The sequence below is a fragment of the Pseudomonas sp. LAP_36 genome (genome assembly GCF_019456785.1).
GTDB classification, from domain to species: Bacteria; Pseudomonadota; Gammaproteobacteria; order Pseudomonadales; family Pseudomonadaceae; genus Aquipseudomonas; species Aquipseudomonas tritici.
The window spans coordinates 102137-125209 of the sequence record NZ_JAHZMS010000008.1 but is presented as its reverse complement, the minus strand read 5'-3'; the positions used below and the strand labels follow the sequence as shown (position 1 = coordinate 125209).

Annotated in this window: 20 protein-coding genes; 7 read left to right on the top strand and 13 right to left on the bottom strand. The window is 60.8% G+C overall.

Annotated elements, in window-relative coordinates; translation table 11 throughout:
- Positions 1 to 2 precede the first annotated feature (2 nt).
- The 4 genes from JBO08_RS22730 to JBO08_RS22715 are packed head-to-tail and all read right to left on the bottom strand — an operon-like array spanning position 3 to position 4661.
- Complete coding sequence (locus tag JBO08_RS22730; RefSeq protein ID WP_049708892.1) at positions 3 to 485, bottom strand: response regulator; 483 nt, start codon at positions 483 to 485, stop codon at positions 3 to 5.
- Complete coding sequence (locus JBO08_RS22725) at positions 482 to 2815, bottom strand: ATP-binding protein (RefSeq protein ID WP_065876272.1); 2334 nt, start codon at positions 2813 to 2815, stop codon at positions 482 to 484. The genes JBO08_RS22730 and JBO08_RS22725 overlap by 4 nt, the downstream gene beginning before the upstream one ends.
- Complete coding sequence (locus tag JBO08_RS22720) at positions 2812 to 3465, bottom strand: response regulator transcription factor (protein ID WP_049708890.1); 654 nt, start codon at positions 3463 to 3465, stop codon at positions 2812 to 2814. Before JBO08_RS22720 ends, JBO08_RS22725 begins: the two co-directional genes overlap by 4 nt.
- A complete protein-coding gene (locus tag JBO08_RS22715) occupies positions 3462 to 4661 on the bottom strand; it encodes a sensor histidine kinase (protein ID WP_065876271.1) in 1200 nt (399 codons plus the stop codon). Before JBO08_RS22715 ends, JBO08_RS22720 begins: the two co-directional genes overlap by 4 nt.
- 172 nt (positions 4662 to 4833) lie before the next feature.
- Between JBO08_RS22715 and JBO08_RS22710 the strand changes: the two genes are divergently transcribed.
- Together JBO08_RS22710 and JBO08_RS22705 are read left to right on the top strand one after the other, a co-directional pair.
- The gene (locus tag JBO08_RS22710; RefSeq protein ID WP_065876270.1) at positions 4834 to 5352 is read left to right on the top strand and encodes an SgcJ/EcaC family oxidoreductase; all 519 of its coding nucleotides are present in this window, start codon (positions 4834 to 4836) and stop codon (positions 5350 to 5352) included.
- 202 nt (positions 5353 to 5554) lie between these two features.
- A complete protein-coding gene (locus JBO08_RS22705) occupies positions 5555 to 6331 on the top strand; it encodes an ABC transporter substrate-binding protein (protein ID WP_065889343.1) in 777 nt (258 codons plus the stop codon).
- 200 nt (positions 6332 to 6531) lie between these two features.
- On the opposite strand, the gene JBO08_RS22700 is transcribed toward JBO08_RS22705, so the two are convergent.
- The 4 genes from JBO08_RS22700 to JBO08_RS22685 all read right to left on the bottom strand — a co-directional run bounded on the left by JBO08_RS22700 (position 6532) and on the right by JBO08_RS22685 (position 10238).
- Positions 6532 to 7158, bottom strand: coding sequence for a transcriptional regulator (locus JBO08_RS22700; protein ID WP_065876268.1), 627 nt, complete (start codon positions 7156 to 7158; stop codon positions 6532 to 6534).
- Positions 7145 to 8290 (bottom strand): FAD-binding oxidoreductase, encoded by a 1146-nt coding sequence (locus JBO08_RS22695; protein WP_065876267.1) that lies wholly within the window; start codon positions 8288 to 8290, stop codon positions 7145 to 7147. The genes JBO08_RS22700 and JBO08_RS22695 overlap by 14 nt, the downstream gene beginning before the upstream one ends.
- Positions 8287 to 9231 (bottom strand): ornithine cyclodeaminase family protein, encoded by a 945-nt coding sequence (locus JBO08_RS22690; RefSeq protein WP_065946268.1) that lies wholly within the window; start codon positions 9229 to 9231, stop codon positions 8287 to 8289. The genes JBO08_RS22695 and JBO08_RS22690 overlap by 4 nt, the downstream gene beginning before the upstream one ends.
- Before the next feature lie 68 nt (positions 9232 to 9299).
- On the bottom strand, positions 9300 to 10238 hold the full coding sequence (locus JBO08_RS22685) for a LysR family transcriptional regulator (RefSeq protein WP_065876265.1): 939 nt from the start codon (positions 10236 to 10238) through the stop codon (positions 9300 to 9302).
- 109 nt (positions 10239 to 10347) lie between these two features.
- Here JBO08_RS22685 and JBO08_RS22680 point away from each other — a divergent pair, with 109 nt between their 5' ends.
- The 3 genes from JBO08_RS22680 (at position 10348) to JBO08_RS22670 (ending at position 14528) form a co-directional block, all read left to right on the top strand.
- Positions 10348 to 11847, top strand: coding sequence for a CoA-acylating methylmalonate-semialdehyde dehydrogenase (locus JBO08_RS22680; RefSeq protein ID WP_065889348.1), 1500 nt, complete (start codon positions 10348 to 10350; stop codon positions 11845 to 11847).
- Between the two features lie 240 nt (positions 11848 to 12087).
- Positions 12088 to 13026: a pectate lyase gene (locus JBO08_RS22675; protein WP_065881453.1), complete on the top strand. Its 939-nt coding sequence runs from the start codon at positions 12088 to 12090 to the stop codon at positions 13024 to 13026.
- Positions 13027 to 13277: 251 nt separating this feature from the next.
- Complete coding sequence (locus JBO08_RS22670) at positions 13278 to 14528, top strand: glycoside hydrolase family 68 protein (protein WP_186753044.1); 1251 nt, start codon at positions 13278 to 13280, stop codon at positions 14526 to 14528.
- 251 nt (positions 14529 to 14779) lie between these two features.
- Here JBO08_RS22670 and JBO08_RS22665 read toward each other — a convergent pair whose 3' ends face one another.
- From JBO08_RS22665 to xylA, 4 genes are all read right to left on the bottom strand, one after another.
- Positions 14780 to 15916 (bottom strand): sugar ABC transporter permease, encoded by a 1137-nt coding sequence (locus JBO08_RS22665; RefSeq protein ID WP_065881450.1) that lies wholly within the window; start codon positions 15914 to 15916, stop codon positions 14780 to 14782.
- The gene (gene xylG, locus JBO08_RS22660; protein ID WP_175403056.1) at positions 15917 to 17461 is read right to left on the bottom strand and encodes a D-xylose ABC transporter ATP-binding protein; all 1545 of its coding nucleotides are present in this window, start codon (positions 17459 to 17461) and stop codon (positions 15917 to 15919) included. It lies immediately after the preceding gene.
- 5 nt (positions 17462 to 17466) lie between these two features.
- A complete protein-coding gene (xylF, locus tag JBO08_RS22655; protein ID WP_065876259.1) occupies positions 17467 to 18468 on the bottom strand; it encodes a D-xylose ABC transporter substrate-binding protein in 1002 nt (333 codons plus the stop codon).
- A gap of 101 nt (positions 18469 to 18569) precedes the next feature.
- Positions 18570 to 19886, bottom strand: coding sequence for a xylose isomerase (gene xylA, locus JBO08_RS22650; RefSeq protein WP_065881449.1), 1317 nt, complete (start codon positions 19884 to 19886; stop codon positions 18570 to 18572).
- Between the two features lie 139 nt (positions 19887 to 20025).
- Between xylA and JBO08_RS22645 the strand changes: the two genes are divergently transcribed.
- Both JBO08_RS22645 and JBO08_RS22640 read left to right on the top strand, forming a co-directional pair.
- A complete protein-coding gene (locus tag JBO08_RS22645; RefSeq protein WP_065876257.1) occupies positions 20026 to 21198 on the top strand; it encodes a XylR family transcriptional regulator in 1173 nt (390 codons plus the stop codon).
- 88 nt (positions 21199 to 21286) lie between these two features.
- The gene (locus JBO08_RS22640; RefSeq protein WP_049708871.1) at positions 21287 to 22264 is read left to right on the top strand and encodes a sugar-binding transcriptional regulator; all 978 of its coding nucleotides are present in this window, start codon (positions 21287 to 21289) and stop codon (positions 22262 to 22264) included.
- A 160-nt stretch (positions 22265 to 22424) separates the two neighbouring features.
- Here JBO08_RS22640 and dhaL read toward each other — a convergent pair whose 3' ends face one another.
- Positions 22425 to 23072 carry a dihydroxyacetone kinase subunit DhaL gene (gene dhaL / locus JBO08_RS22635; protein WP_220074981.1) on the bottom strand — a complete coding sequence of 216 codons (648 nt, stop codon included), beginning with the start codon at positions 23070 to 23072 and terminating at the stop codon, positions 22425 to 22427.
- Position 23073 lies beyond the last annotated feature (1 nt).

Sequence of the window (23073 nt, the reverse complement as noted above, 5' to 3'; positions counted from 1 at the left end):
ACCTAGCAGCGGCGGATGTTCGGTGCGGTAGATGTCGAGTCGCGCCGTTGCAGCAATTCAATCTGGTCCGCCGGCACCAAGGTGCGCAGCCGCTTGTAGAGCATGCGGGTTTCCAGCAGGTTCCACACCCGCAGCATGGTTTCCAGCGCGTCCAACGGTTTACTGATGAAGTCCCTGGCGCCCAACGCCAAGGCGCGCAGGCGCGTGTCGCGGGTAGCGTCGGCGGTCAACACTAGGATCGGCAGGTATTCGCCGCTCGGGATGCGCCGGTTGAGCTGTTCCAGCACCGCGAACCCGTCGAACTGCGGCATGTGCAGGTCGAGAATCACCAGGTCCGGCTCGAAGCTGTTGAACAGGTCCAGGGTGCGCAGCGGCTCGGTGCTGCTCAGCACGTTGGTCAAACCCTCGCGCGCGAGCAGTTGCTCGACCAGGTCGAGATTGGGGCGTTGGTCGTCGATGATCAGGATACGCAGGTCGGTGGTCACACGGGCTCCGGGAAGCAGTGGTCAAGGTGGGCGAGAAACGACGGCACGTTGATCGGCTTGCTCAGCACCGCCGTCGCGCCAGCGTCGTGCAAGGCCAGGCGGGTGAGGGTGCTGGCGTCGGCGGTAATCATCAGTACTGGCGTGTTGCGCGTGATCGCGGACTGACGCAGGCGCCTGAGCACGCTCAAACCATCGATGTCCGGTAGCGACACGTCCAGCACGATCAACTGCGGCGCGTGCTGCGCGGCCAGGTCCAGCCCCAGTTGGCCTTGCATGCTGGAGAGCAGCTTTATCCCCGGACGACGTTGCAGCAAGGTTTCGATCAGCGCCAGGCTGGAGAGGTTGTCTTCGATACACAGCACCTTGCCCTGGGTGGCCGGGGAGGCGAGGGCAGGCGCCGGCGTCGGCGTCGGGCTCTCGATGACGGCGACGGTCATGCCTTGAGGCTCTGGCAACCGCGCATACGGTAACGCCAGGGTAAAGCGCGAGCCGCTACCAACCTGGCTTTGCACGTTCAGGCTGCCTTGCATCATCTCCAGCAAGCTTTTACTCAGCGCCAGGCCAAGGCCGCTGCCTTCCACATTGGGGTCGGCCCCCAGGCGTTCGAATGGCTTGAACAACTGGCCCTGGCTATCCAGGGCAATACCGTTGCCCGTGTCGCACACCGATACGCGGAGGTGCGGTGGCTCAACCTCTACCTCAATGCTGACCTGGCCCTGCGGCCGGTTGTACTTGATCGCGTTGGACAGCAGGTTCAGCAGCACCTGGGTCAGGCGCTGCCGATCAGCAACAATCCCGAGGTCGGCGGCAAGGGCGGGCACCGGTTTCAACTGGATTCCCGCGTCAGAGGCCATGGGCGACACCAGTGTCAGCGCCTCGTGCAGCGTGATCGCCAACGGGATCGATTCGATGTTCAACGGCAAGCGCCCGGCTTCGATCTTGGCAATGTCCAACACTTCGTTGATCAGCGTCAGCAGGTGTTGACCAGCACGCAGGATGTGGCCGATCTGTGCCTTCTGGCTGCTCGGTGCGTCCATGTCCAGCAGTTGCGCAAAGCCCAGGATCGCGTTGAGCGGGGTGCGCAGCTCGTGGCTCATACGCGACAGAAACTCGCTTTTGGCCCGGCTCGCACGTTCGGCTTCCTCACGCGCGGTGCCCAGCGCAATCTCGGCCGCACGGCGGTCGGTAATGTCGCGGGTGATCTTCGAGAAGCCGCGTAATGCGCCGGTCGCGTCAAACTGCGCAGTGATCACCACGCTGGCCCAGAAGCGCGTGCCATCCTGGCGGCAGCGCCAGCCTTCTTCCATGTAATCGCCGTTGCGGGTGGCTTCGGCCAACGCCATGGCCGGGTGTTGCGGGCATTCCTGCGGCAGGTAGAACACCGAGAAGTGCTGGCCGAGGATTTCCTCCTCGGTGTAGCCCTTGATCCGCTCGGCACCGGCATTCCAACTGGTGACGTGGCCCGCCGTGTCGAGGGCGAAAATCCCGTAGTCCTTGACCCCGTCGATGATCAGCCGCAGGCGCTCTTCGTTCTCGCGCAACGCGCGTTCGCGCTCGGCCAGCAGCATCCCGGCTTCCACCAGGCGCGTGCCCAGTTGGCCAATTTCATCGTTTTCCGGGGGTTGCGGCAGCAGGGGCTGACCCAATGCCAGGCGTTGCGCATTGCCTTGAACATTCTGCACGCGCGCGACAATGCCCTTGGACAGAAACAGCACCGCAACGATGGCCCCGAACAGCCCACAGATGGCGGCCAGCCAGGTCGACAGCAGTAGCCGCTGGCGCGTTTCGGCCGCGGCTGCGGTGCGCTCGGCGAGCAACGAGTCCTCAAGGGTGAGCATGGTGCCGATGTGCTGACGCAAGGCATCCAGGATGTGCTTGTTGCTGACCAGAATCGTGGTGATCGATGCCTGGTTGGTGGTCGGGTCGCCGAGCATGTCCTCCAGGCCGTCGATTTTGCTGTTGATCAGCGGCGTGATCGCCGCGAGCTGTTCACGCACCCGTTGATCACGAACGTTGCCGTCGAGCCGGCGCAGGGCCGATTCGATCTGCGGCTTGGCGTTGCGGTAACTCGGCAGGAAATCCTCGCGGCGGGTCAGCAGGTAACCTCGCACGCTGGCGGCCGCTTCTGCCAGCAGGGTATGCACGGCGCGGATGTCGCCTTGCACCCGCAGTACACGGCGCACGTCTTCTTCGGCGCGGGCGGTCTGGCGCTCGGTGATGTAGATCAGTACCAGCGACAACAGCAACACCACCAAGGGCAGCGAAATCACCACGAGGGCCTTGCCCCGTAGCGGCAGGTCAGCCCAACGCCTGGCGTAGAAGACCTTCATGCGTGTGTCACCAGGCCCAACGCGATGCCCCGCACGGCCGCCTGGGTGCGATCTGCCGCACCGAGCTTGCCGATGACCCGTTCCACATGGGCTTTGGCGGTGCCGGTGGTAATGCCCAGCTGTTCACCTATCTCGCGGTTGCTCTTGCCGTTCGCCACCAGCCCCAGCACCTGGCGTTCGCGTGGCGTGAGGTTTTCCGTGGGGGTGGCGCCTGCTGCGCTGCGCTCGGTCATGCGCCTCAGCAAGCGTGCGCTGACGGCGCTATTGAGCGCTTCTTCACCCGCTGCGACCTGTTGCAGCGCATGGATCACTTCATCACGGCTGGCGTCTTTGAGCAGGTAGCCCACGGCGCCGGCGTTCATCGCCGCTTCCAAGTGATCAACGCTGTCGTCCATGGTGAACATCACCACCTTCAGCGCCGGCAGCCGTTGTTGCAGCAGGCGCGCGGCACCGAGGCCATTGAGCACCGGCATACGAATATCGAGGATGACGATGTCGGGCAGCAACTGCTCGCACAGGTCTACCGCTTGCTGGCCGTCACGCGCCTGGCCGACCACTTCGAATTGCGGATGACCGGCCAGCAGCGCGACGAACCCCGTGCGCGTGACTTCATGATCGTCCGCCAGTACCAGGCGTAATACGTGGGTCATTGCGGCGCTCCATTCAGTTGAGCCGGCACGCGGGCGTGCAGTTGGGTACCGCAGTCGATTGCACTGGTGCACGTGAGCTGGCCACCCAGCAGGCTCGCGCGTTCCTGCATGGTGGCCAGGCCCAGATGCTGAGCGTCCTGGGTGTCGAGCGGTTGGTCGAAGGCAAAGCCTTTGCCGTTATCGCTCACGCGCAATGAGACAGCGTGCTCGTGCAGTCCCAGGGCCAGTTGCACGTGGCTTGCCTGCGAATGCTTGAGGACGTTGTTAATCGCTTCCTGGCCGATCCTGAACAAGGCGATTTCCACCTGGCTGGGCAAGCGCCCCGTGTAACCTGCGCTCCACTGCACGCTGATGGCGGCGTCGCGCAGGCGGTCGGCCTCTTTGTCGAGCGCTTTGAACAAGCCGAAGTCATCCAGCACGGTGGGGCGCAGGCCGGCGATCAGTTGCCGGCCTTCACCGACCGAGTGCTGGGCCAGGGCCAGGATCGCCTGCAGGTCCGCGTCCAAGGTGCCTGGCAGTGTCGGACAACGGCCGGCAAACCCTTGCAGGCGCTGATGCAAGCCGGCGAGGGTTTGCGCCAGGCCGTCGTGCAGGTCGTAGGCCACGCGCTTGCGCTCGTCTTCCTGGGCACGCAGCAGTTGGTTGACCAGGTCCGACAGGGTCCGGTCGCGGGTCTTGAGGGTGGTCAGCAGCCGGTCGTTTTCCAGGTGCGCGGCCAGCAGCGTGGCGAGCAATTGCAGGGACTCGCTGTCTTCATTATCCGGCGCCCGCAGGCTGACGCTGTTGGCCAGGATCAAGGCGCCGAAGGCATTGCCGTCACCCCCGCGCAACGGCACTTGCAACACACTGGGCAGGGCGCCGTCCGGCAACTCCTGCCAGCAGGGCGTGCGTAAGCGGCGGTCAGCAATGCCGGTCAGGCTGCCCAAGCGCGCCTGGCTGCCGTGGCTGGCGGTGGTGCTGACGTTGCCCTCGGCGTCCCACTCCTGCAGCACGCCATGGTCCATCGCGAGAAATGCGCACGCCCGCGCCAGCACCCTCTCGCGCATGGCGTGTGGGCTCAGTTGGGTTAATTCCTGGCCGGTCTCGACCAACAGTCGCAGGCGCGCAGTGCGGCTCTCGGATTGCCGATAGTGCGCGCGAATAGCCAAGGCGCTGTTGGGATCAGGGGGCGTGGCGTCGTGTGGCGGGTTTTGCATGTTTCGGCTCCGGTACGGGCACACGCTGCGGGCGCAGGCGCGGTTATTAAACCGCGTTAACCGCACGGGGCGCCATCTGCCAAATGGCATAGATAAACGGCCCCGGTTGGCCGATGTCCGGTGGCCGGCGGGTTGGCAAAGTGTGCTCACGGACCACCACTGGAGTATCGCCATGAAGTTCAACACCGCCACGCTTGCCCTGATGTTCGCCTTGAGCGCCCCGTTTGTCCAAGCGGCTCAAACAGTCCCGTACGTGTACCGCGACGTGGCTCAGGCACCGGCCAATGTCAAAGACCGCGAGATTGCCGGTTTGTTTGACCGTTGGAACAGCGCTTTGCAGACCGGTAACGTGCAAACGGTGGTCGACTTGTATGCGCCGGGCGCGGTGTTGCAGCCCACTGTGTCCAACCAAGTGCGCACCACCCCGGATCAGATCAAGGACTACTTTGATCACTTCCTGGCGCTCAAGCCCGTCGGCCAGATCAACTACCGTGAGATCCGCCAACTGGGCAGCAACGTGGCCATGGACAGTGGGGTCTACACCTTCACCCTGACTGAAGCGGGCGGCAAGGTCCGTCATGTGCAAGCGCGCTACACCTTTGTCTACGAGCAGGTCGGTGGCCAGTGGAAGATTCTCAATCATCATTCTTCGGCGATGCCTGAAGCCCAGGCGAAACACGCCAAGCAATAAACGCTTGAGCAAAAATGTCCACGCCCTTTGCAGGGCGTGGACATTTTTTATTTGATTCGGGAGAAGATTTACCTGACAGCCTGGGAGTCGATGTGATTGACGATTAATACATAAAAGTCCAGTATGGAATTATAAGTACAAAAAAGTGACTCATCTTTTTCTTCAATCTTGCCAAACCAACAACAACTTGCGAGAAACCCTCATGAAGAAACTTCCCCTCATCACCGCCCTGGCCCTCGGCCTGATCGCCTCCAGCCATCTACTGGCCGCCGAGAAAACCCTGCGCATTGGCATCGAGGCGGCTTACCCGCCGTTCGCGTCCAAGACCGAGGAAGGCAAGATCGTCGGGTTCGACTACGACATCGGCAATGCGCTGTGCGCGCAGATGAAGGTCAAGTGTGTGTGGGTTGAAGGTGAGTTCGACGGTCTGATTCCTTCCCTCAAGGTGAAGAAAATCGACATGGCCCTGTCGTCCATGACTATCAACGAAGACCGCAAGAAGTCGGTGGATTTCACCCACAAGTACTACTTCACCTCGTCTCGGCTGGTGATGAAGGAGGGGGCGGTGGTGGATGACCAGTACGCCAGCCTTAAAGGCAAGACGGTGGGTGTGCAGCGCGCTACCACCACTGATCGTTATGCCACCGAGGTATTTGAACCCAAGGGCATCAACGTCAAGCGCTACAGCAATAACGAAGAGATCTACATGGACTTGGCGGCAGGGCGGCTGGATGCGATTTTCGCCGACACCATCCCGTTGAACGACTTCCTGCAGATGCCGCGTGGCAAGGGCTACGCGTTTGTCGGACCCGAACTCAAGGACCCGAAATACGTGGGCGAGGGCGCCGGGATTGCGGTGCGCAAGGGTAACAGCGCGTTGGTCAGCGAGTTGAACGCGGCCATCGATGGCATTCGGGCCAGTGGCGAGTACCAGAAGCTTTCGCAGCAGTACTTCAAATCCGACATCTACGGCGATTGATTGTGAGCACGGAATCTTCCGAGGGCACGGGGCAACTGTAGTGAGCGGGCTTGCCCCGCGCTGGGTGGCGAAGCCGCCCCAAATCAGGCGACTTGGTTTTATCTGGAGCTCGGCGTTGTCTTTATTGGGGCGGCTTCGCCACCCAGCGCGGGGCAAGCCCGCTCACTACAGGCAGCAAACCAGCCCCCCAGTTGATTTGTTCAGCCCTTCAATTCCTTCAAATGCTTGTAGACCGTCGCCCGCCCCATGCCCAGCACATTGGCCACATAGTTCGACGCGCTCTTGCCCTTGAACGCCCCTTCGGCATGCAGCGCCAGCACCAGCTCACGCTTGTGGTCACGGTTCAGCAGGTTCAGGCTCAACTGACGCTCGCGCATCCAGGCATGCAGGAAGGTATTGATGCGCTCCTGCCAGTCATCGCGAAACAGCGAGTCCGGTTGCGGGATCAGTTTGCTCGGCGACAGGAACAGGTCCAGCGCCGCCTTGGCGTTTTCAAACAGTGAAATATTCAGATTGATGCACAGTACCGCCAGCCGACGACCTTTATGGTCATGCAGCACCGTGCTCAGGCTGCGGATTTTCTGACCGTCCCAGTTGAGCTTTTCGTACGGGCCGATGTTCACTTCGCTGACGTCATCACTGAGCATGTCCTCCAGCGCCGAGTCATCGCCGATGCTGCGCTTGGACAGGTTGTTGGCAATGTAATCGACTTTTTGCGAGCGCAGGTCATGCAGCACCACTTCCGCATGGGGGAAAAACAGGGTGGCAATGGCGTCGGCCATCGCGCGGAAGTTCTGCATGACGTGGTCTTGTTCAACGGTGTTCATCGAGGGGCTCCAGGCGGGCAGGGGAGAGCATACCAGCGTCGAGGCCGAACCGCGTCAATCCCTCTGGCAGCGGTGCGCCGCGCACCAGTGCCGCACTGGCCTGGCCCATGGCGGGAGAGGTCTGGATGCCATAGCCGCCCTGTGCCGCCACCCAAAACAAGCCCGCTACCCGAGGGTCATAACCCGAAATCAAATCACCGTCGTGCACAAAACTGCGCAGACCGGCCCAAGTGCGCGTCGGGCGGCGAATGGTCAGCGTGGTGGCTTCCTCGATCTGGTAGATGCCCATGGCGATGTCGAGCTCTTCGGGCTGGATATCCTGGGGTTCGACCGGGTCGGCGTTGGCCGGTGAACCGAGGAACATGCCAGCGTCGGGTTTCATATAGAACGACTCGTCCAGCGCCACCAGCATCGGCCAGTGATGGCTGTCGACGCCTTCGGGGCCGGCGAAGATAAACGCCGAGCGGCGCTTGGGTTGCAGCCCGATGGACGCGGCCCCGGCAAGCCCGCCGATGTGATCAGCCCAGGCGCCGGCGGCGTTGATGATGATCGGCGCGGTATAGGTCGTGTCCTGGGTCTGCACCTGCCAAACGCCGGCGGCGTCGCGACTCAAACCGAGCACGTGGCTGTCGGTGCGCACTTCGCCGCCGTTGCGGCGGATACCGCGCAGGTAGCCCTGGTGCAGGGCGTCGGTGTCGATGTCGCTGGCAGTCGGGTCATACAGCGCACCGCGGACTTTTTCGCGGCGCAGGATCGGCAGCTTCGCGCAGGCTTCGTCGGCGCTGAGCAGTTCAACCTGCGACACGGTGGCCTTGGCGCTGAGGTACTGGGCGTTCAACTCGGCTGCATCGCCAATGAAATCCACCGTCATTTCGCCGCGTGGCGTAAGCAATGGATGTTCGCAAAAGCCCGGCGGCGGGTTGTCGAAAAACTCGCGGCTGGCCAGGGTCAACGCGCGCACCTGCGGTGTGCCATAAGCGGCGGTATACAGGGCTGCAGAACGCCCGGTGGAGTGATAGGCCGGGTGGCTTTCGCGTTCCAGCACAATCACCTTGCCGTGCTGCGACAGCCAGAACCCCGTGGAAGCTCCGGCAATGCCGCCGCCGATGATGATGAAGTCTGCGTGGCTCATAGTTGTCTCCAGAGGGCATTGGCCAGTGCGATGTCTTCCAGGCCCAGGCCGATGGAACGGAAAAATACGTGGCGGTCGTAGGACGGGCGCTGGACGTGGTCGCTGAGCAGTTCGGGCAGGTCGCCGACCACAGCGCGCGGGTCCCAACCGTGTTGTTCAGCGGCGATCAGCATTTCACCGGCTGAGCCTGGGGTGGTCTGGCGATAATCGCAGAAAACCTGCATGCCATTGAGGGACTGCGACGGTACTTCATGGGCGCGCGGGGCGTTGGTGCTGATGGAAGTAATCAACGCCGGTTTGCTCAGGCGCGTCGGGTCGAGCACCGGCCCGGCTGACGAGGTGCACAGCAGGATCACGTCGGCGTCTTCTACCGCCTCATCACAGCTCTTGGCGATGACCACACGTGGGTCCAGGCTTTTGAGCTGCTCGATGGTCTCGGCGGGCGCCTTGGCCAGGCTTGGCGAATACACGCTGATGGTCTGCCAATCCCTGAAATCCTTCACATAGTGCAAATGCGCTTGCGCCACCTTGCCACTGCCAATAATCGCCAAACGCCGCGCGGCTAAAGGCGCCAACGCATCCACCGCCAGTGCAGTCGTAGCGGCCGTACGTGCCGTGGTCAGCTCGGCGGCATCGCACAGCAGCAGTGGCTGGCCGGTCTGCATTGACATCAACAAGGTCCATGCGGTCACCAGTGGCCCCTGCTCACGCACGATATACGGCGAGGTCTTGACCCCGTACACCCCATCCTCGGCCAGCACGCCCAGGTAATTGATGAAGTCGCCAGCCGCTTGCGGGAACTCCACCAGTTGCTGCGCCGGCTGTACTGCTTGCCCGGCCGCCAGGTCATGGAACAGCTTGCGCAGGATCTGCGGCACATCGATTTTGGCGAGCAGTTCGCGGGCCTGGGCCTGGTGGATCACGTGAGGTGTGCTGGGCATGAGTGTCTCCGCAGGTAAACTAATTTGTCCATTATGGACTTTTGGTTCTGCTGAGCAAGAGGTAAACCTCACCTCGTAAATCGAAATCCACTCGACAGTTTGTCCTTCAGGTAGCCGACCAACACACTCACCGCCTTCGGCACATGCGGCGAATACGGCCGGATCAGGTAGATCTCATCAGCAAACGCGCCCTTGAGCACCCAGCCTTTGAGCACCTGCACCAATTTGCCGCTGGCCAGCGCGGCGTGAGCGCTGAAATCCGGGAGCAGGGCGATGCCCAGGTGGTTGAGCGCCGAGTCGCGCAAGGCTTCGCTGTTATTGGTGGCGAAGCTGCCGGAGATCGGCACGGTGAGGCGTTCGACGTTTTTAGTGCCGCGCTCGAAGGTCCAGGCGGGCTGGTCGGTGCCGCGCGGGTAGAACAGGCAGTTGTGCGCGGACAGGTCGCCGGGCTCGCGGGGTTCACCGTGGCGTTGCAGGTAATCCTGGGTGGCCACCAGCACCGAGCCGGTATCGCACAATTTCCACGCCACATGGGTTTCCGGCACCTGGAAACCGTGGCGCACGGCCAGGTCGTACCCTTCGGCGGCCAGAGAACTCAGGGCGTCCGACACATCCAGTTGGATGCGCACCTGCGGGTACTGTTGCAAAAACTCCGACAGATGCGGCACCAATTGCTGACGGGCAAACGCCACGGGCGCCGTCAGCCGCACCAGCCCGCGAATCTCTCCGACCGAGTCGCGCACAGACGAGAAGCTGCGGGCGATTTGCTCGTAGGCGCTGCGCACTTCACGGGTCAGCGACAACCCCGCATCGGTCAGCCTGACGCTGCGTGTGGTCCGCGTTACCAGCCGCGTCCCGGTAGCCTTTTCCAGGTCAGAAATGCGCTGGCTCACGGCGGACTTACTGACGCCCAGACGCGCGGCAGCGGCGGTGTAGGTGCCTTGTTCTTCCAGCACCGACAGCCAGTGAATATGGGTCCACAGCCCTTCGATCTCAGCTTTTTCCATAATTGTATTGTTCGCATTAATGGACAATAAGTTCTGGATTCTGCTCTGGTTTGGAACAAATCGGAAGCCTATCGTGTGTCCCAACGCTACCCACCTGGGATTTACTGCCATGACAACCACAATCGAGCACTACATCAACGACCAGCGCGTGAGCCCCGATGATCGCTATCAGGACGTCTACAACCCGGCCACCGGCGAAAAGACTGGCCGCGTCGCCTTGGCCAGCCGCCAAACTGTCTCCGAAGCCGTTGCCGCTGCCCAGGCTGCCTTCGCCGACTGGGCCGACACTCCGCCCATCCGCCGCGCCCGCGTGTTGTTCGAATACCTGCACCTGCTGCGTGCACGCAAGGATGACCTGGCGCGCATCATCGTCGCCGAGCACGGCAAGGTCTTTACCGACGCCCAGGGTGAAGTCGACCGTGGCATCGACATTCTCGAATTTGCCTGCGGCATTCCCAACCTGCTCAAGGGCGAACACTCCGACCAGGTTTCCCGTGGCATGGACAACTGGACGATGCGCCAACCGCTCGGCGTTGTGGCCGGTGTTACACCGTTCAACTTCCCGGTGATGGTGCCAATGTGGATGTACCCGATCGCCATCGCGGCGGGCAATACCTTCATCCTCAAGCCAAGCCCGACCGACCCAAGCGCGTCGCTTTTCATGGCCGAACTGCTGCGCGAAGCCGGCTTGCCCAAAGGCGTGTTCAACGTGGTGCAGGGCGACAAGGAATCGGTTGATGCGCTGATCGAACACCCGGACGTCAAGGCCGTGAGCTTCGTTGGCTCTACCCCGATTGCCCAATACATCTACGAGACCGGCGCGCGTAATGGCAAGCGCGTGCAAGGCCTGGGCGGCGCCAAAAACCACATGGTGGTGATGCCCGACGCGGATATCGAAAAAACCGTCGACGCCCTGATGGGTGCCGCCTACGGCAGTGCCGGCGAACGCTGCATGGCCATCTCCGTCGCCGTGCTGGTGGGTGATGTGGGTGACAAAGTCATCGCCGCCTTGACCGAGCGTGCCAAGCAACTGCGCATCACCGACGGACGCGACCTCAAGGCCGAAATGGGCCCGATCGTATCCCGCGCGGCGCTGGAGCGTATCAGCGGCTACATCGAACAAGGCGTACAGGCCGGCGCGCAACTGCTGCTCGACGGGCGCGACTACGTGCCCACCGAAGCGGGCCTGGAAAATGGCTTCTGGCTCGGCGCGACCTTGTTCGACCACGTGACCAAAGAGATGAGCATCTACCGCGAAGAAATCTTTGGCCCGGTGCTGGCGTGCGTGCGCGTAAATGACTTCGCCGAAGCGATCAAACTGGTCAACGACCACGAGTTCGGCAATGGCGTGAGCTGCTTCACCCGCGACGGCAATATCGCCCGCGAGTTTGCACGACGGATTGAAGTGGGCATGGTCGGCATCAACGTACCGATCCCGGTGCCGATGGCATGGCACGGGTTCGGCGGCTGGAAGAAGAGTCTGTTCGGCGACATGCATGCCTACGGCACTGAGGGCGTGCGCTTCTACACCAAGCAGAAGTCGATCATGCAGCGCTGGTCGGAGAGCATCGAGCAGGGCGCGGAGTTTGCGATGCCTGTGTCCAAGTAACGGCCAAAAGAACACAGCAGGGCAAATGTGGGAGGGGGCTTGCCCCCTCCCACATTTTTTGGCTGCGTAAGGGTTGACGATCCAGTGAATCGAGAATACTGTACATAAACACAGTGTTTAAGCGCTGATCGACCAACACCCGGCAACCTCAGTCCTGCCAAACACTGTGTGCAAGTTAACGGATTAACTTGATGCACAGGCTCGTCTTACCGAGCCATTTTATTGATAGAGAGGGAACTCATGTCCTATCCAGAAAGCAAACTCACCGGTTTGACCGGTTTCGCCCAAGCGGCAAAAGTGACAGGTGGCTGGTCCGGCCCTGTGGTCAGTATCACCACACTCGATCAACTCAAGGCTAATATCGGCGATACCACCCCACGGGTACTGGTGATCAACAGTAATATCTCGGCGTCGAGTCTGACCAAAGTCAACATGGGCGCCAACAAGACCCTGATTGGCTCGTTCCAGAACCGCACCCTGGAGAATATTCACCTGCGTGCAACGGCGCAGTCGCAGAACATTATTCTGCAGAATCTTATCTTCAAGCATTCGGCAAATATCAAGGCCAATGACGATATTCAGGTCTACTTGAACTACGGCAGCAAGTATTGGATTGACCATTGCTCTTTCGTCGGGCACAGCTGGTCCATCACTGACGGCAGTGAAGATAAACTGCTGTATATCGGTGAAAAGGCCGATTATGCCACCATCAGCAACTGCTTCTTTGGCAGCCACAAGTATGGCCTGATCTTCGGCCACCCGGCCGATGATAATAAAGCAGAGTTCAATGGTTATCCGCGCCTGACGCTGTGCCATAACCGCTTCGACAACATGGAAGTGCGTGCGCCTGGCTTGATGCGTTACGGTTATTTTCATGTGTACAACAACTACATCAATAACTTCCACCTCGGTTTTACCCTGGCACAAAACGCCAATATCCTTTCTGAAAGTAACTACTTTGGCGAAGGCAGCCAAAATAAAGGCATGTTGGACGACAAAGGCACTGGCACGTTCACCGATACCAACAGTGTCCCGCCGATCACCAACCAGAAGTCGCCTAAAGCGCAATGGACGGCCCTTTCCAACTATGGCTATACCTTGAAGACCGCCGCACAAGCCAAGGACTTTACCCAGAAGAATGCCGGCGCCCAGTCGGTAGCCCTGATCTTTGGTAGTTGATTAGCTAGCTTTCTACTTAACGATCATTTAATACGGGTGCCACTGTATTTATATCAAGGATATAAATACAGTGATGGCCTTTGTAATCTAAATAATTCTTCATGTTGCGACAGGTAGGCTTCCATGTTAAACCTTATTTCGCACTTGCAGAGCCAACTATCTCTTGCTCTTTCAGCCACTATTAAGTTGTTGGCTGTCATGTGCTATTTAATCTTCGCTTGTCACTTAAGCGTCAGCAAAAGGACATCATCATGAAACACGCGAATCACACACCCACTCGCTGGACACGGGCCGATGCGCTGAAAGTTAATGAGAATGACCCGACGACGACACAGCCGTTAGTGAGTCCTGACTTTCCTGTCATGAGTGACACGGTCTTTATCTGGGACACCATGCCCTTGCGTGAACTGGATGGCACGGTGGTATCGGTCAATGGCTGGTCGGTGATCTTCACCCTGACCGCCGACCGTCGCCCCCATGATCCACAATTCATCAACGCCGATGGCCGCTACGACATCAAGCGCGATTGGGAAGACCGCCATGGCCATGCGCGTATCTGCTATTGGTACTCGCGCACCGGCAAGGACTGGATCTTCGGCGGCCGGGTCATGGCCGAAGGGGTTTCGCCGACCACGCGTGAATGGGCAGGCACACCGATCCTGCTGAATAACAACGGTGATATCGACCTGTACTACACCTGCGTCACACCGGGCGCCACCATTGCCAAAGTCAGGGGCCAAGTGGTTACGTCGGATACCGGCGTTACCCTGCAGGGCTTTGATCAGGTCAAATCACTGTTTGATGCCGACGGCATCTATTACCAAACCGAAGCGCAAAATTCGACCTGGAACTTTCGCGATCCCAGCCCCTTTATCGATCCCAAAGATGGCAAGTTGTACATGGTGTTTGAAGGCAACGTTGCCGGCGAGCGCGGGACTCACGAAGTGGGCCCGAATGAAATAGGCCTGGTGCCGCCAGGGCATGAAGATGTCGGCGGGGCACGTTATCAGGTTGGCTGCATCGGCATCGCCGTGGCCAGAGACCTTAACGGTGACGAGTGGGAAATTCTGCCGCCCCTGGTCACTGCCGTGGGGGTCAACGACCAGACCGAGCGTCCGCACTATGTGTTCCAGGACGACAAGTATTACCTGTTCACCATCAGCCACAAATTCACTTACGCGGACGGCGTGACCGGCCCGGATGGCGTTTATGGGTTTGTCAGTGATCACCTGTTTGGTCCCTATACGCTGATGAACGCTTCCGGTCTGGTGCTTGGCAATCCGCCTTCGCAGCCATTCCAGACGTATTCCCATTGCGTGATGCCCAATGGCCTGGTGACCTCGTTTATCGACAGCGTGCCCACCAGCGGCGATGACTACCGCATCGGCGGCACCGAAGCACCCACCGTGAGGATTGTATTGAAAGGCGATCGCTCGTTTGTGCAGGAGGCTTACGACTACGGTTACATCCCGGCGATGCGCGATGTTGTGTTGAGCCAGTAACTGACTAAAAAGCCACTCTTCGGAGTGGCTTTTTTACGCCTGTTTTTTATGCCTGCGCTGTTGATGGCTTCAGGCGCGCGAGGGTGGATCGCAGGCTCGCCATTGATTCCTGCAGGCACAAGGCGACAAAGATTGTCTAGGAAACGTCCTGCAATTAAACGCGACACGCCTTGCTGGCGCTTCTCAAACCATGACCAAATGCCGCTAACGCCACCTCTCAAATGTGGGAGCTTCGGTGTTTTTCCGGACCGTTACCGACGACCTGTCCGCGTACTCACATCCACCCACACCGCCAACACCAGAATGCTGCCCTTCACAATCATCTGCCAGTAACTGTCCACATCCAGCATCGACATGCCATTGTCCAGGCTGGTAATCACCAACGCGCCCAACAACGCGCCGTACACCGTGCCCGAGCCGCCACGCATGGACGTGCCGCCGATAAAGCACGCAGCGATGGCATCCAGCTCGCCCATATTCCCCGCCGACGGCGAACCGGCAGCGAGGCGGGCGGTGTTGACCAGGCCGGCGAGGGCGCACATCACGCCCATGATGCCGAAGATCCACAGCTTCACCGCCTGCACGTTGATGCCCGACAGGCGCGTGGCTTCCATGTTGCTGCCCACCGCGTAGACGCGGCGGCCGAACACGGTCTGGCTGGTGACGTAGCTGAATACGCCCAGAAGCACGAGCAGAAGTAAGACGGGGACGGGAATGCCGTCGTAACTGTTGAGCGTGGTGACAAACCCGGCCAGCACGGCGCCGATAAGTACCACGCGCACCAGGTCACGCACGAGGGAATGTGCCGCAAGACCATGCAGCGCGCGATTGCGTCGTTGTTTCCACGTGAGGAACAGCGTCAGTGCAAACAACAAGACGCCGAGCCCAATACCCACCGAATGCGGCAGATACCCCTGGCCCACATACACCAGCGACGGCGAAACCGGCGCAATGGTGGTACCGCCCGTGATCCCCAGCAGAATCCCGCGAAATGCCAGCATCCCACCCAAGCCAACGATAAACGAAGGAATCCGCAGGTACGCGGTCATGTAGCCGTTCGCCAGGCCGATCATCAGCCCACACAACGCCACCAGGCTCAGGTTGGCCAGCAGCGGCACGTGATAAACCACATCGAGGATCGCCGCCAACCCGCCCAGCAACCCGAGCAATGACCCCACTGACAAATCGATCTCGCCGCTGATGATCACCAGCACCATGCCGCACGCCAATATCCCGGTGATCGACATCTGCCGCAGCAGGTTGGACAGGTTACGTGGTGTGAGAAACCCGCCCTCGGTCTGCCAGCTGAAAAACAGCCAGATCACCGCCACGGCGATCACCAGGGCGAGCATTTTGTAGCGGGTAAACAGCTGTTTGAGCTGATTCATCTACGCGGTCTTCCGATCATTATTGTTATGGCTGAGCGCAGCCGCGAGCACCTGTTCCTGGGTGAGGCCATTGTTGACGAAGTCACCGCGCAGCTGGCCTTCGCCGATCACCAGCACACGGTCGGAGACCCCGAGTACTTCGGCCAGCTCCGAGGACACCATGATGATTGACACCCCTTCGGCCGCCAGGGCGTTCATCAACTTGTAGATCTCATATTTGGCGCCCACGTCCACGCCGCGCGTGGGTTCGTCGAGGATCAACACCTTGGGCTTGGCCATCAGCATTTTCGCCAGCACGGCCTTTTGCTGATTACCCCCGGACAGGCTGGTGATCGGCAAAAACGGGCTGGAGGTCTTCAGGTGCATGCGTGCGATCTGCTGGTCGATGCTGCCCAGTTCGGCTTCGGCATCGATACGCGTCATGTGCGCATAGGTATCGAGCACCGCCAGGGTGATGTTCTGGCCCACGCCCAGGTCGGGAATGATGCCCTGGCGCTTGCGGTCCTCGGGCACCATGCACAGCCCGGCGCGGATGGATTTGAGCGGCGTGCGTGTGTCGATCACCTGGCCGTCCAACCACACCTCGGCGCTGTAGCGCCCTGGGTAGGCGCCGAACAGTGCCGACACCAGTTCCGTACGCCCGGCGCCCACCAACCCGGCAATGCCGAGGATTTCCCCGCGTTTGAGCACGAAGGAAATGTCGTCCACACGCTTGCGCTTGGGGTTGTCGACGTCATAGCAGGTGACGTTGCGCGCCTCGAAAATCACCTCGCCTACGTCATGCGGCTCGGTGGGGTAGAGGTTGCTCATCTCGCGGCCGACCATCTGGGTGATGATCTGCGCGATGTCCATGTCGGCCATGGCCGTGGTCGCGATGTGCTTGCCATCGCGGATCACCGCAATGGTGTCGCACACCGCCGCCACTTCATCGAGCTTGTGGGAGATGTACACGCAGGCCACGCCCTTGGCCTTGAGGCCGCGGATGATGTCCAGCAGTACTTCGATTTCAGAGCGCGTCAGGGCCGAGGAGGGCTCATCGAGAATCAACAGGCGCGCCTGTTTATTCAGGGCCTTGGCGATTTCCACCAGTTGCTGGTAGCCGCCGCCGTACTGCGACACCGGCAGCGCGACGTTCATGTCCGGTACCTTGAGCTCACGCATCAAGGCTTCGGCGCGGTGGATCATTGCCGGGTAGTTCATGCGCCCACCCGGCAAGGTCATTTCGTGGCCCATGAAGATGTTTTCGGCCACCGACAAGTCAGGCACCAGGGTCAGTTCCTGGTGAATGATCACGATCCCCGCCGCCTCGGTCTCGCTGATTGACTGAGCCTCGAGCGGCTGCCCGTCCCAGAGGATTTCACCGTCCCAGGTGCCGTACGGATAAACCGCCGACAGCACCTTCATCAGGGTTGATTTACCGGCGCCGTTCTCGCCGCACAGGCCGACGCATTCCCCCGGCCGTACCTTGATGTCGATGCCGTTGAGGGCGTTGACACCGCCAAAGGTTTTGACGATGCCGTTCATTTGCAGCAGGTAGTCGGACATGGCGGTCACTGCCCGGCAATCTGCTCTTTGGTATAGAACCCGTCTTTCTCCAACAGATCGATATTGGCTTTGGTCAGCGGGGTAGGCGTGAGCAGGATGGTGTCGACCTTCTTGCTGCCGTTGTCGTACTGCGAGCTGTAGGTCGGCTTCTCGTTACGCGCCAGTTGCACCGAGAGCTTGGCGGCTTCGGTGGCGATCAGCTTGAGCGGCTTGTACACAGTCATGGTTTGGGTGCCGTCGATCACACGCTTGATCGCGGCCAGGTCGGCGTCTTGCCCGGAGATCGGCACCTTGCCTGCCAGTTTCTGCGCGGCCAGGGCCTGGATTGCACCGCCGGCGGTGGCGTCGTTGGAAGCCACGATGGCGTCGATCTTGTTGTTGTTCCGGGTCAGGGCGTTTTCGACGATGCTCAGGGCTTCAGTGGGGTTCCATTCTTTCACCCACTGCTGCCCGACAATCTTGATGTCGCCCTTGTCGATGGCCGGTTGCAGCACCTTCATCTGGCCTTCGCGCAGCACTTTGGCGTTGTTGTCGGTGGGCGCTCCGCCGAGCAGGAAGTAGTTGCCCTTGGGCGCCGCTTGCAACACGCCGCTGGCCTGCATTTCGCCGACCTTTTCGTTATCGAAGGAGATGTAGGCGTCGATGTCAGCGTTAAGGATCAGGCGGTCATACGACACCACTTTGATCCCGGCCTTCTTGGCTTCGGCGACGGCGTTGGTGAGGACGGTAGCGTTGAAGGGCACGATGACGATCACGTCGACACCCCGGGAGATCAGGTTTTCGATCTGGGAAATCTGCTTCTGCTCGTTGGCATCGGCGGACTGGACGAAGACCTTGGCATCGAGTTTTTCTGCCGCCGCGACGAAGTAATCACGGTCACGGGACCAGCGCTCCAGGCGCAGGTCATCGATGGAAAAACCGATTTTCGGGTGGGCCGAGTCGGCCATGACCGGCAGGGCGAGCAGGGCCAGGGCAGTGGCGAGCAGGGTACGTTTGAATGACTTCATGGTGGTGCGTCCTTTTATTGTTGTTGGAAAGACACAGCGTGATGCGGGTAAAACTGTAGAGCGTCCTTCGACGCTCTGTGCAGAGATTTGTCGCGCAAATGTCACCGGTAGATAAAGCGATTCACGACACCTTCAAGCATCTCCTGGCGACCACTCACGGCCTGTGGGTTCAGTTCATGGGCAAACGCATGTTCAGCCAGCGACTCCAGGCTGAATTCTCCCGCCAGCACGGCCTGGCCCAACGGTTGCTGCCAACCGGCGTAGCGCTGGTCCTTGAACTGCTGCAATCGATCGTTCTCGACCATAGCCGCCGCGCGTTCCAGGGCCAGGGCCAATACATCCATGGCGGCTACATGCCCATGGAACAGGTCCACATCGTCCAGGCTCTGGCGGCGCACTTTGGAGTCAAAGTTATAGCCGCCGTTCTTGAACCCGCCAGCCTTGAGGATTTCATAGGTGGCGAGGGTCATCTCCTCGACGCTGTTGGGGAACTGGTCGGTGTCCCAGCCGTTCTGCGGGTCGCCGCGGTTGGCGTCGATGCTGCCGAAGATGCCCAGGGACACGGCGGTGGCAATTTCATGGTGAAAGCTGTGCCCGGCCAGGGTCGCGTGGTTGGCCTCGATATTCACCTTGATCTCATGCTCCAGCCCGTATTCATGCAGGAAGCCGAACACGGTGGCGCTGTCGTAATCGTATTGGTGCTTGGTCGGCTCCTGGGGCTTGGGCTCGATCAGCAGGTCGCCTTTGAAGCCGATCTTGTGCTTGTGCTCCACGACCATGCGCATAAAGCGCCCGAGCTGCTCGCGCTCACGTTTCAGGTCGGTATTGAGCAGTGTTTCGTAACCTTCACGGCCGCCCCACAGCACATAGTTGGAACCCTTGAGCCGCAAGGTCGCATTCATCGCGCTGAACACTTGGGCGGCGGCGTAGGCAAACACCTCCGGGTCCGGGTTACTGGCGGCGCCAGCGGCAAAGCGTGGGTTGCTGAAGCAATTGGCAGTGCCCCACAGCAGCTTGATCCCTGTCTGTTCCTGGTGACGCTCCAAGTGATCGACCATCTGCGCAAAGTGGTGGCGGTATTCCTTGAGCGAACTGCCTTCGGGGGCGACGTCCGTGTCGTGAAAGCTGTAGTAGTCGATGCCCAGCTTGGAGAAAAACTCAAACGCTGCGTCCGCCTTGCCGATGGCCAGTTCCATTGGGTCGCCGCTGCGCTGCCATGGCCGTTTGAAGGTGCCGACGCCAAACATGTCCGCCCCTGGCCACACGAAGGTGTGCCAATAGCACGCAGCCATGCGCAGGTGCTCGCGCATGGGTTTGCCGAGGATGATTTTGTTGGCGTCGTAATGGCGAAAGGCGAGGGGGGCATCGCTGCTGGGGCCTTCGAAGCGAACCTTCTCGACACCGGGGAAGTACGGCATGGCGTTTTCCTTATTGTTCTTGGCGGTGTCCCGATACTAGCAACGGCGGTGGGGCTGCCGATTATGAAAATCACCAAGGGAGGGTGCGATTTTGAGTGGCAGGGGCTAGTCTGTGTCCACCGGCCCCAGGATAAAAACAATGAAAACCCTACCGCCCGTGCACCGCATCGCCTTGCTCTTCAACGGCAGCAAAATCTATGACCGCGGCATCATCGCCGGCATTGGCAACTACCTGAGCAGCACCCGCGCGTCCTGGGATTTGTTCCTCGAAGAAGACTTTCTGTGCCGCCTCAAAGGCATTGAGCGCTGGCAGGGCGACGGCATCATTGCCGACTTCGACGACCCGCTGATCGGCGAAGCGCTGGCCGGGAGCAAGGTGCCGGTGGTGGCGGTGGGAGGCTCCTATGAGGATGCGCGCGCCTACCCCAAGGGCATTCCCTACGTGGCCACGGACAACGATGCCTTGATGAAGATGGCGTACGCGCACCTGATCGAGGCTGGCCTGACCCGCTTTGCCTGTTTCAGCCTACCCGAAGCCCAGGCCAATCGCTGGGCCCAGGAACGGGAAAAAGCTTTCAAGCGTTTGATGCAACGGGATGGTTTGCCGGTGCAGATCTATCGCGGCCTGGGCACCAGCGCGCCACTGTGGGACAGCGCGGTTGAGCAGCAAATCGCCTGGCTGCAAAGCCTGCCCAAGCCCATCGGTATCATCGCTGTCACCGACGCCCGCGCCCGGCAACTGCTGCAAGCCTGTCTCACCGCCGGCATCGCGGTGCCGGAAGAAGTGGCACTGATCGGCATCGACAACGACCCGCTGACCCGCACCCTCACACGCGTACCATTGAGTTCGGTGATCCAGGGCACCGAAACCATGGGCCGCACCGCCGCTGCCCTGTTGCATCAGATGCTGCACGGCAAGCCCTGCGAGGGCACGCAGGTGCTGGTGCCGCCGGATGCGATCAACGTGCAGGCATCCAGCCTGCATCAGCCGTTGGGGAATCCCTACGTGATGCAGGCGCTGCTGTTTATCCGCCAATACGCCTGCCAGGGCATCAAGACTGCCCAGGTAGCGGCCTATGTCGGCGTGTCGCGTTCATCGTTGGAGTCGCACTTTCGCAAGGCGCGCGGCTGCAGCGTGCATGACGAGATCCTGCGCTTCAAGCTCGCCAACGCCGCCAAGGGCCTGCAGGGCAACCACCTGGCGATTGCCGATATCGCCCAGCAATGCGGCTTCAAATCCGCGCAGTACCTGCACACCGTGTTCCGTCGCGAGTTCGGCTGTACGCCACGCGAATACCAGCAGAGTCATTAGAAACTTTGCCGGCCAGGCCTATTCGCTGCTGGACTTGCACCGTACAGACTAGGGAGAATGGTTTTTTGTGGCGTAAATGGAAGCTCCCATGACCGACAGTGCCCAGCGTGCCGCCAGCGACATCGACCTGATGACCGAAGTGGCCATGCTTTATTACCTCGACAACATCACTCAGGAAGCCATTGCCAAGCGCTTCGACCTGTCTCGGGTCAAGGTCAGCCGGTTGCTCAAGCGCGCCCGTGATGAAGGGGTGGTGGAGGTGCGGGTGTTGCAACACCCGGCGCTGAACACTGAGCTGGAGCAGGCGCTGGTCGAGCGCTTCCAGCTGGACCGTGCATTGATCGCGGTCGACCACGGCGACCCCGACACCCAGCGTTCGGCCGTCGCCAGCCTGGTCGCCAACTACCTGAATAAAACCCTCAGTGACGGCATGATCATCGCCGTCGGCATGGGCCGCAATGTCGGCGCGGTGGCCGACAATGTGTTCCTGCCGGTGACGCGCAACTGCACCTTTGTGTGTGCGATTGGCGGCTCGCTCAAGGCCGGCGAATACATGAACCCCGACCATATCTGCCGGCGCCTGGCCCTGCGCTTTGGCGCCGAGAGCGAAACCCTGTACGCCCCGGCCCTGGTGGCCAACCCGGAACTGCGGAGCGTGCTGATCAACAACGACACGGTGCGTTCCACCCTCGACCGCGCGCGCCGTGCCGACATCGCCTTGATCGGCATCGGCGACATGAGCGAGAACAGCAACATGGTGCGCATGGGCTGGTTCTCGCCCCAGGAAATTGCTCAGGCTCGGGTGTCCGGTACGGTGGGTGACATGATGGGCTACGACTTTATCGACATTCACGGCCAGCCGGCGGTCAACGCCATGCAGGGCAGGGTGATCGGCTTGTCGGTGCAGGAACTGGTGCGTATTCCCGATGTGGTGGCGATTGCCAGTGAGAACACCAAGGCGGCTGCGACCCTCGGCGCATTGCGTTCCGGCGTGATCAACACCCTGGCGACGACCGTGTCGAATGCCTACACGATCCTCGCCCTGGATGATGCGACGCGCCGTTAGGTGCATAGGGGCGCGCAGCCTTGGCGGGCGGGGGGTGTGCTCAGTTGACCGGCCAGGCGCAGAACCCAATGTGGGAGCTGGCTTGCCTGCGATAGCGATGGGTCAGCCAGCATTTATGCCAACTGACACACCGCCTTCGCGGGCAAGCCCGCTCCCACAATTACGCCACCAACCGAGCCTCCACCGATTCAGCGAGATTGGTGAGGATCAGGCAGCACGACACCGCGCCGGCATCCAGCACGCCAAGGGAACGTTCCCCCAAGCGGCTGGCTCGACCGATTTTTGCCACCAGGTCGCGGGTAGAATCGCGGCCCTGGGAGGCCGCATTTTTCATCTGGCACAAGGCTTCGGCAAACGAAGCGCCGCTGGCCTCGGCCCGTTCAAATGCCTCCACGGCCGGAATCAACGTGTCCATCAAACACTTGTCGCCCACCCCCGCATCGCTGATGTCTTGCAATGACGTAAGGCCGCCGCGCAGCAGCCTGGCGAAACTCGCCGCGTCAATGCTGTCGCGGCCGCGCACTTCGTCGGCCATGCCGATAAACAGGCTGCCGTAGAGCGGGCCCATGGAGCCGCCGATGCCCTCCATCAGCGCCAAAGTCAGTTCGTCCAGCGCCTCGGCCAGCGACAGGTCTCGCCCTTCCAGGGTCTTGCCGCAGCGCGAGAACCCCTTGGCCATGTTGATGCCGTGGTCGCCGTCGCCGATGGCGCCGTCCACTTCGCTGAGGTATTCGCGGTTGGCAACGATGATCGACACCAGGTTGGTGACGATGGCGCTACCGGTGTTGCTCAGGAAATGCTCGCTCATG

Excerpts from the sequence above, each read along its gene's own strand:
- JBO08_RS22645 (WP_065876257.1), top strand. The coding sequence starts at position 20,026 with ATGAAAACCCTACCGCCCGTGCACCGCATCGCCTTGCTCTTCAACGGC.
- JBO08_RS22680 (WP_065889348.1), top strand. The coding sequence starts at position 10,348 with ATGACAACCACAATCGAGCACTACATCAACGACCAGCGCGTGAGCCCC.
- JBO08_RS22705 (WP_065889343.1), top strand. The coding sequence starts at position 5,555 with ATGAAGAAACTTCCCCTCATCACCGCCCTGGCCCTCGGCCTGATCGCC.
- xylA (WP_065881449.1), bottom strand. The coding sequence starts at position 19,886 with ATGCCGTACTTCCCCGGTGTCGAGAAGGTTCGCTTCGAAGGCCCCAGC.
- xylF (WP_065876259.1), bottom strand. The coding sequence starts at position 18,468 with ATGAAGTCATTCAAACGTACCCTGCTCGCCACTGCCCTGGCCCTGCTC.
- xylG (WP_175403056.1), bottom strand. The coding sequence starts at position 17,461 with ATGTCCGACTACCTGCTGCAAATGAACGGCATCGTCAAAACCTTTGGC.
- JBO08_RS22725 (WP_065876272.1), bottom strand. The coding sequence starts at position 2,815 with ATGAAGGTCTTCTACGCCAGGCGTTGGGCTGACCTGCCGCTACGGGGC.
- JBO08_RS22690 (WP_065946268.1), bottom strand. The coding sequence starts at position 9,231 with ATGCCCAGCACACCTCACGTGATCCACCAGGCCCAGGCCCGCGAACTG.
- JBO08_RS22665 (WP_065881450.1), bottom strand. The coding sequence starts at position 15,916 with ATGAATCAGCTCAAACAGCTGTTTACCCGCTACAAAATGCTCGCCCTG.
- JBO08_RS22670 (WP_186753044.1), top strand. The coding sequence starts at position 13,278 with ATGAAACACGCGAATCACACACCCACTCGCTGGACACGGGCCGATGCG.
- JBO08_RS22715 (WP_065876271.1), bottom strand. The coding sequence starts at position 4,661 with ATGCAAAACCCGCCACACGACGCCACGCCCCCTGATCCCAACAGCGCC.
- JBO08_RS22710 (WP_065876270.1), top strand. The coding sequence starts at position 4,834 with ATGAAGTTCAACACCGCCACGCTTGCCCTGATGTTCGCCTTGAGCGCC.
- JBO08_RS22720 (WP_049708890.1), bottom strand. The coding sequence starts at position 3,465 with ATGACCCACGTATTACGCCTGGTACTGGCGGACGATCATGAAGTCACG.
- dhaL (WP_220074981.1), bottom strand. The coding sequence starts at position 23,072 with ATGAGCGAGCATTTCCTGAGCAACACCGGTAGCGCCATCGTCACCAAC.
- JBO08_RS22700 (WP_065876268.1), bottom strand. The coding sequence starts at position 7,158 with ATGAACACCGTTGAACAAGACCACGTCATGCAGAACTTCCGCGCGATG.
- JBO08_RS22675 (WP_065881453.1), top strand. The coding sequence starts at position 12,088 with ATGTCCTATCCAGAAAGCAAACTCACCGGTTTGACCGGTTTCGCCCAA.
- JBO08_RS22685 (WP_065876265.1), bottom strand. The coding sequence starts at position 10,238 with ATGGAAAAAGCTGAGATCGAAGGGCTGTGGACCCATATTCACTGGCTG.
- JBO08_RS22640 (WP_049708871.1), top strand. The coding sequence starts at position 21,287 with ATGACCGACAGTGCCCAGCGTGCCGCCAGCGACATCGACCTGATGACC.
- JBO08_RS22695 (WP_065876267.1), bottom strand. The coding sequence starts at position 8,290 with ATGAGCCACGCAGACTTCATCATCATCGGCGGCGGCATTGCCGGAGCT.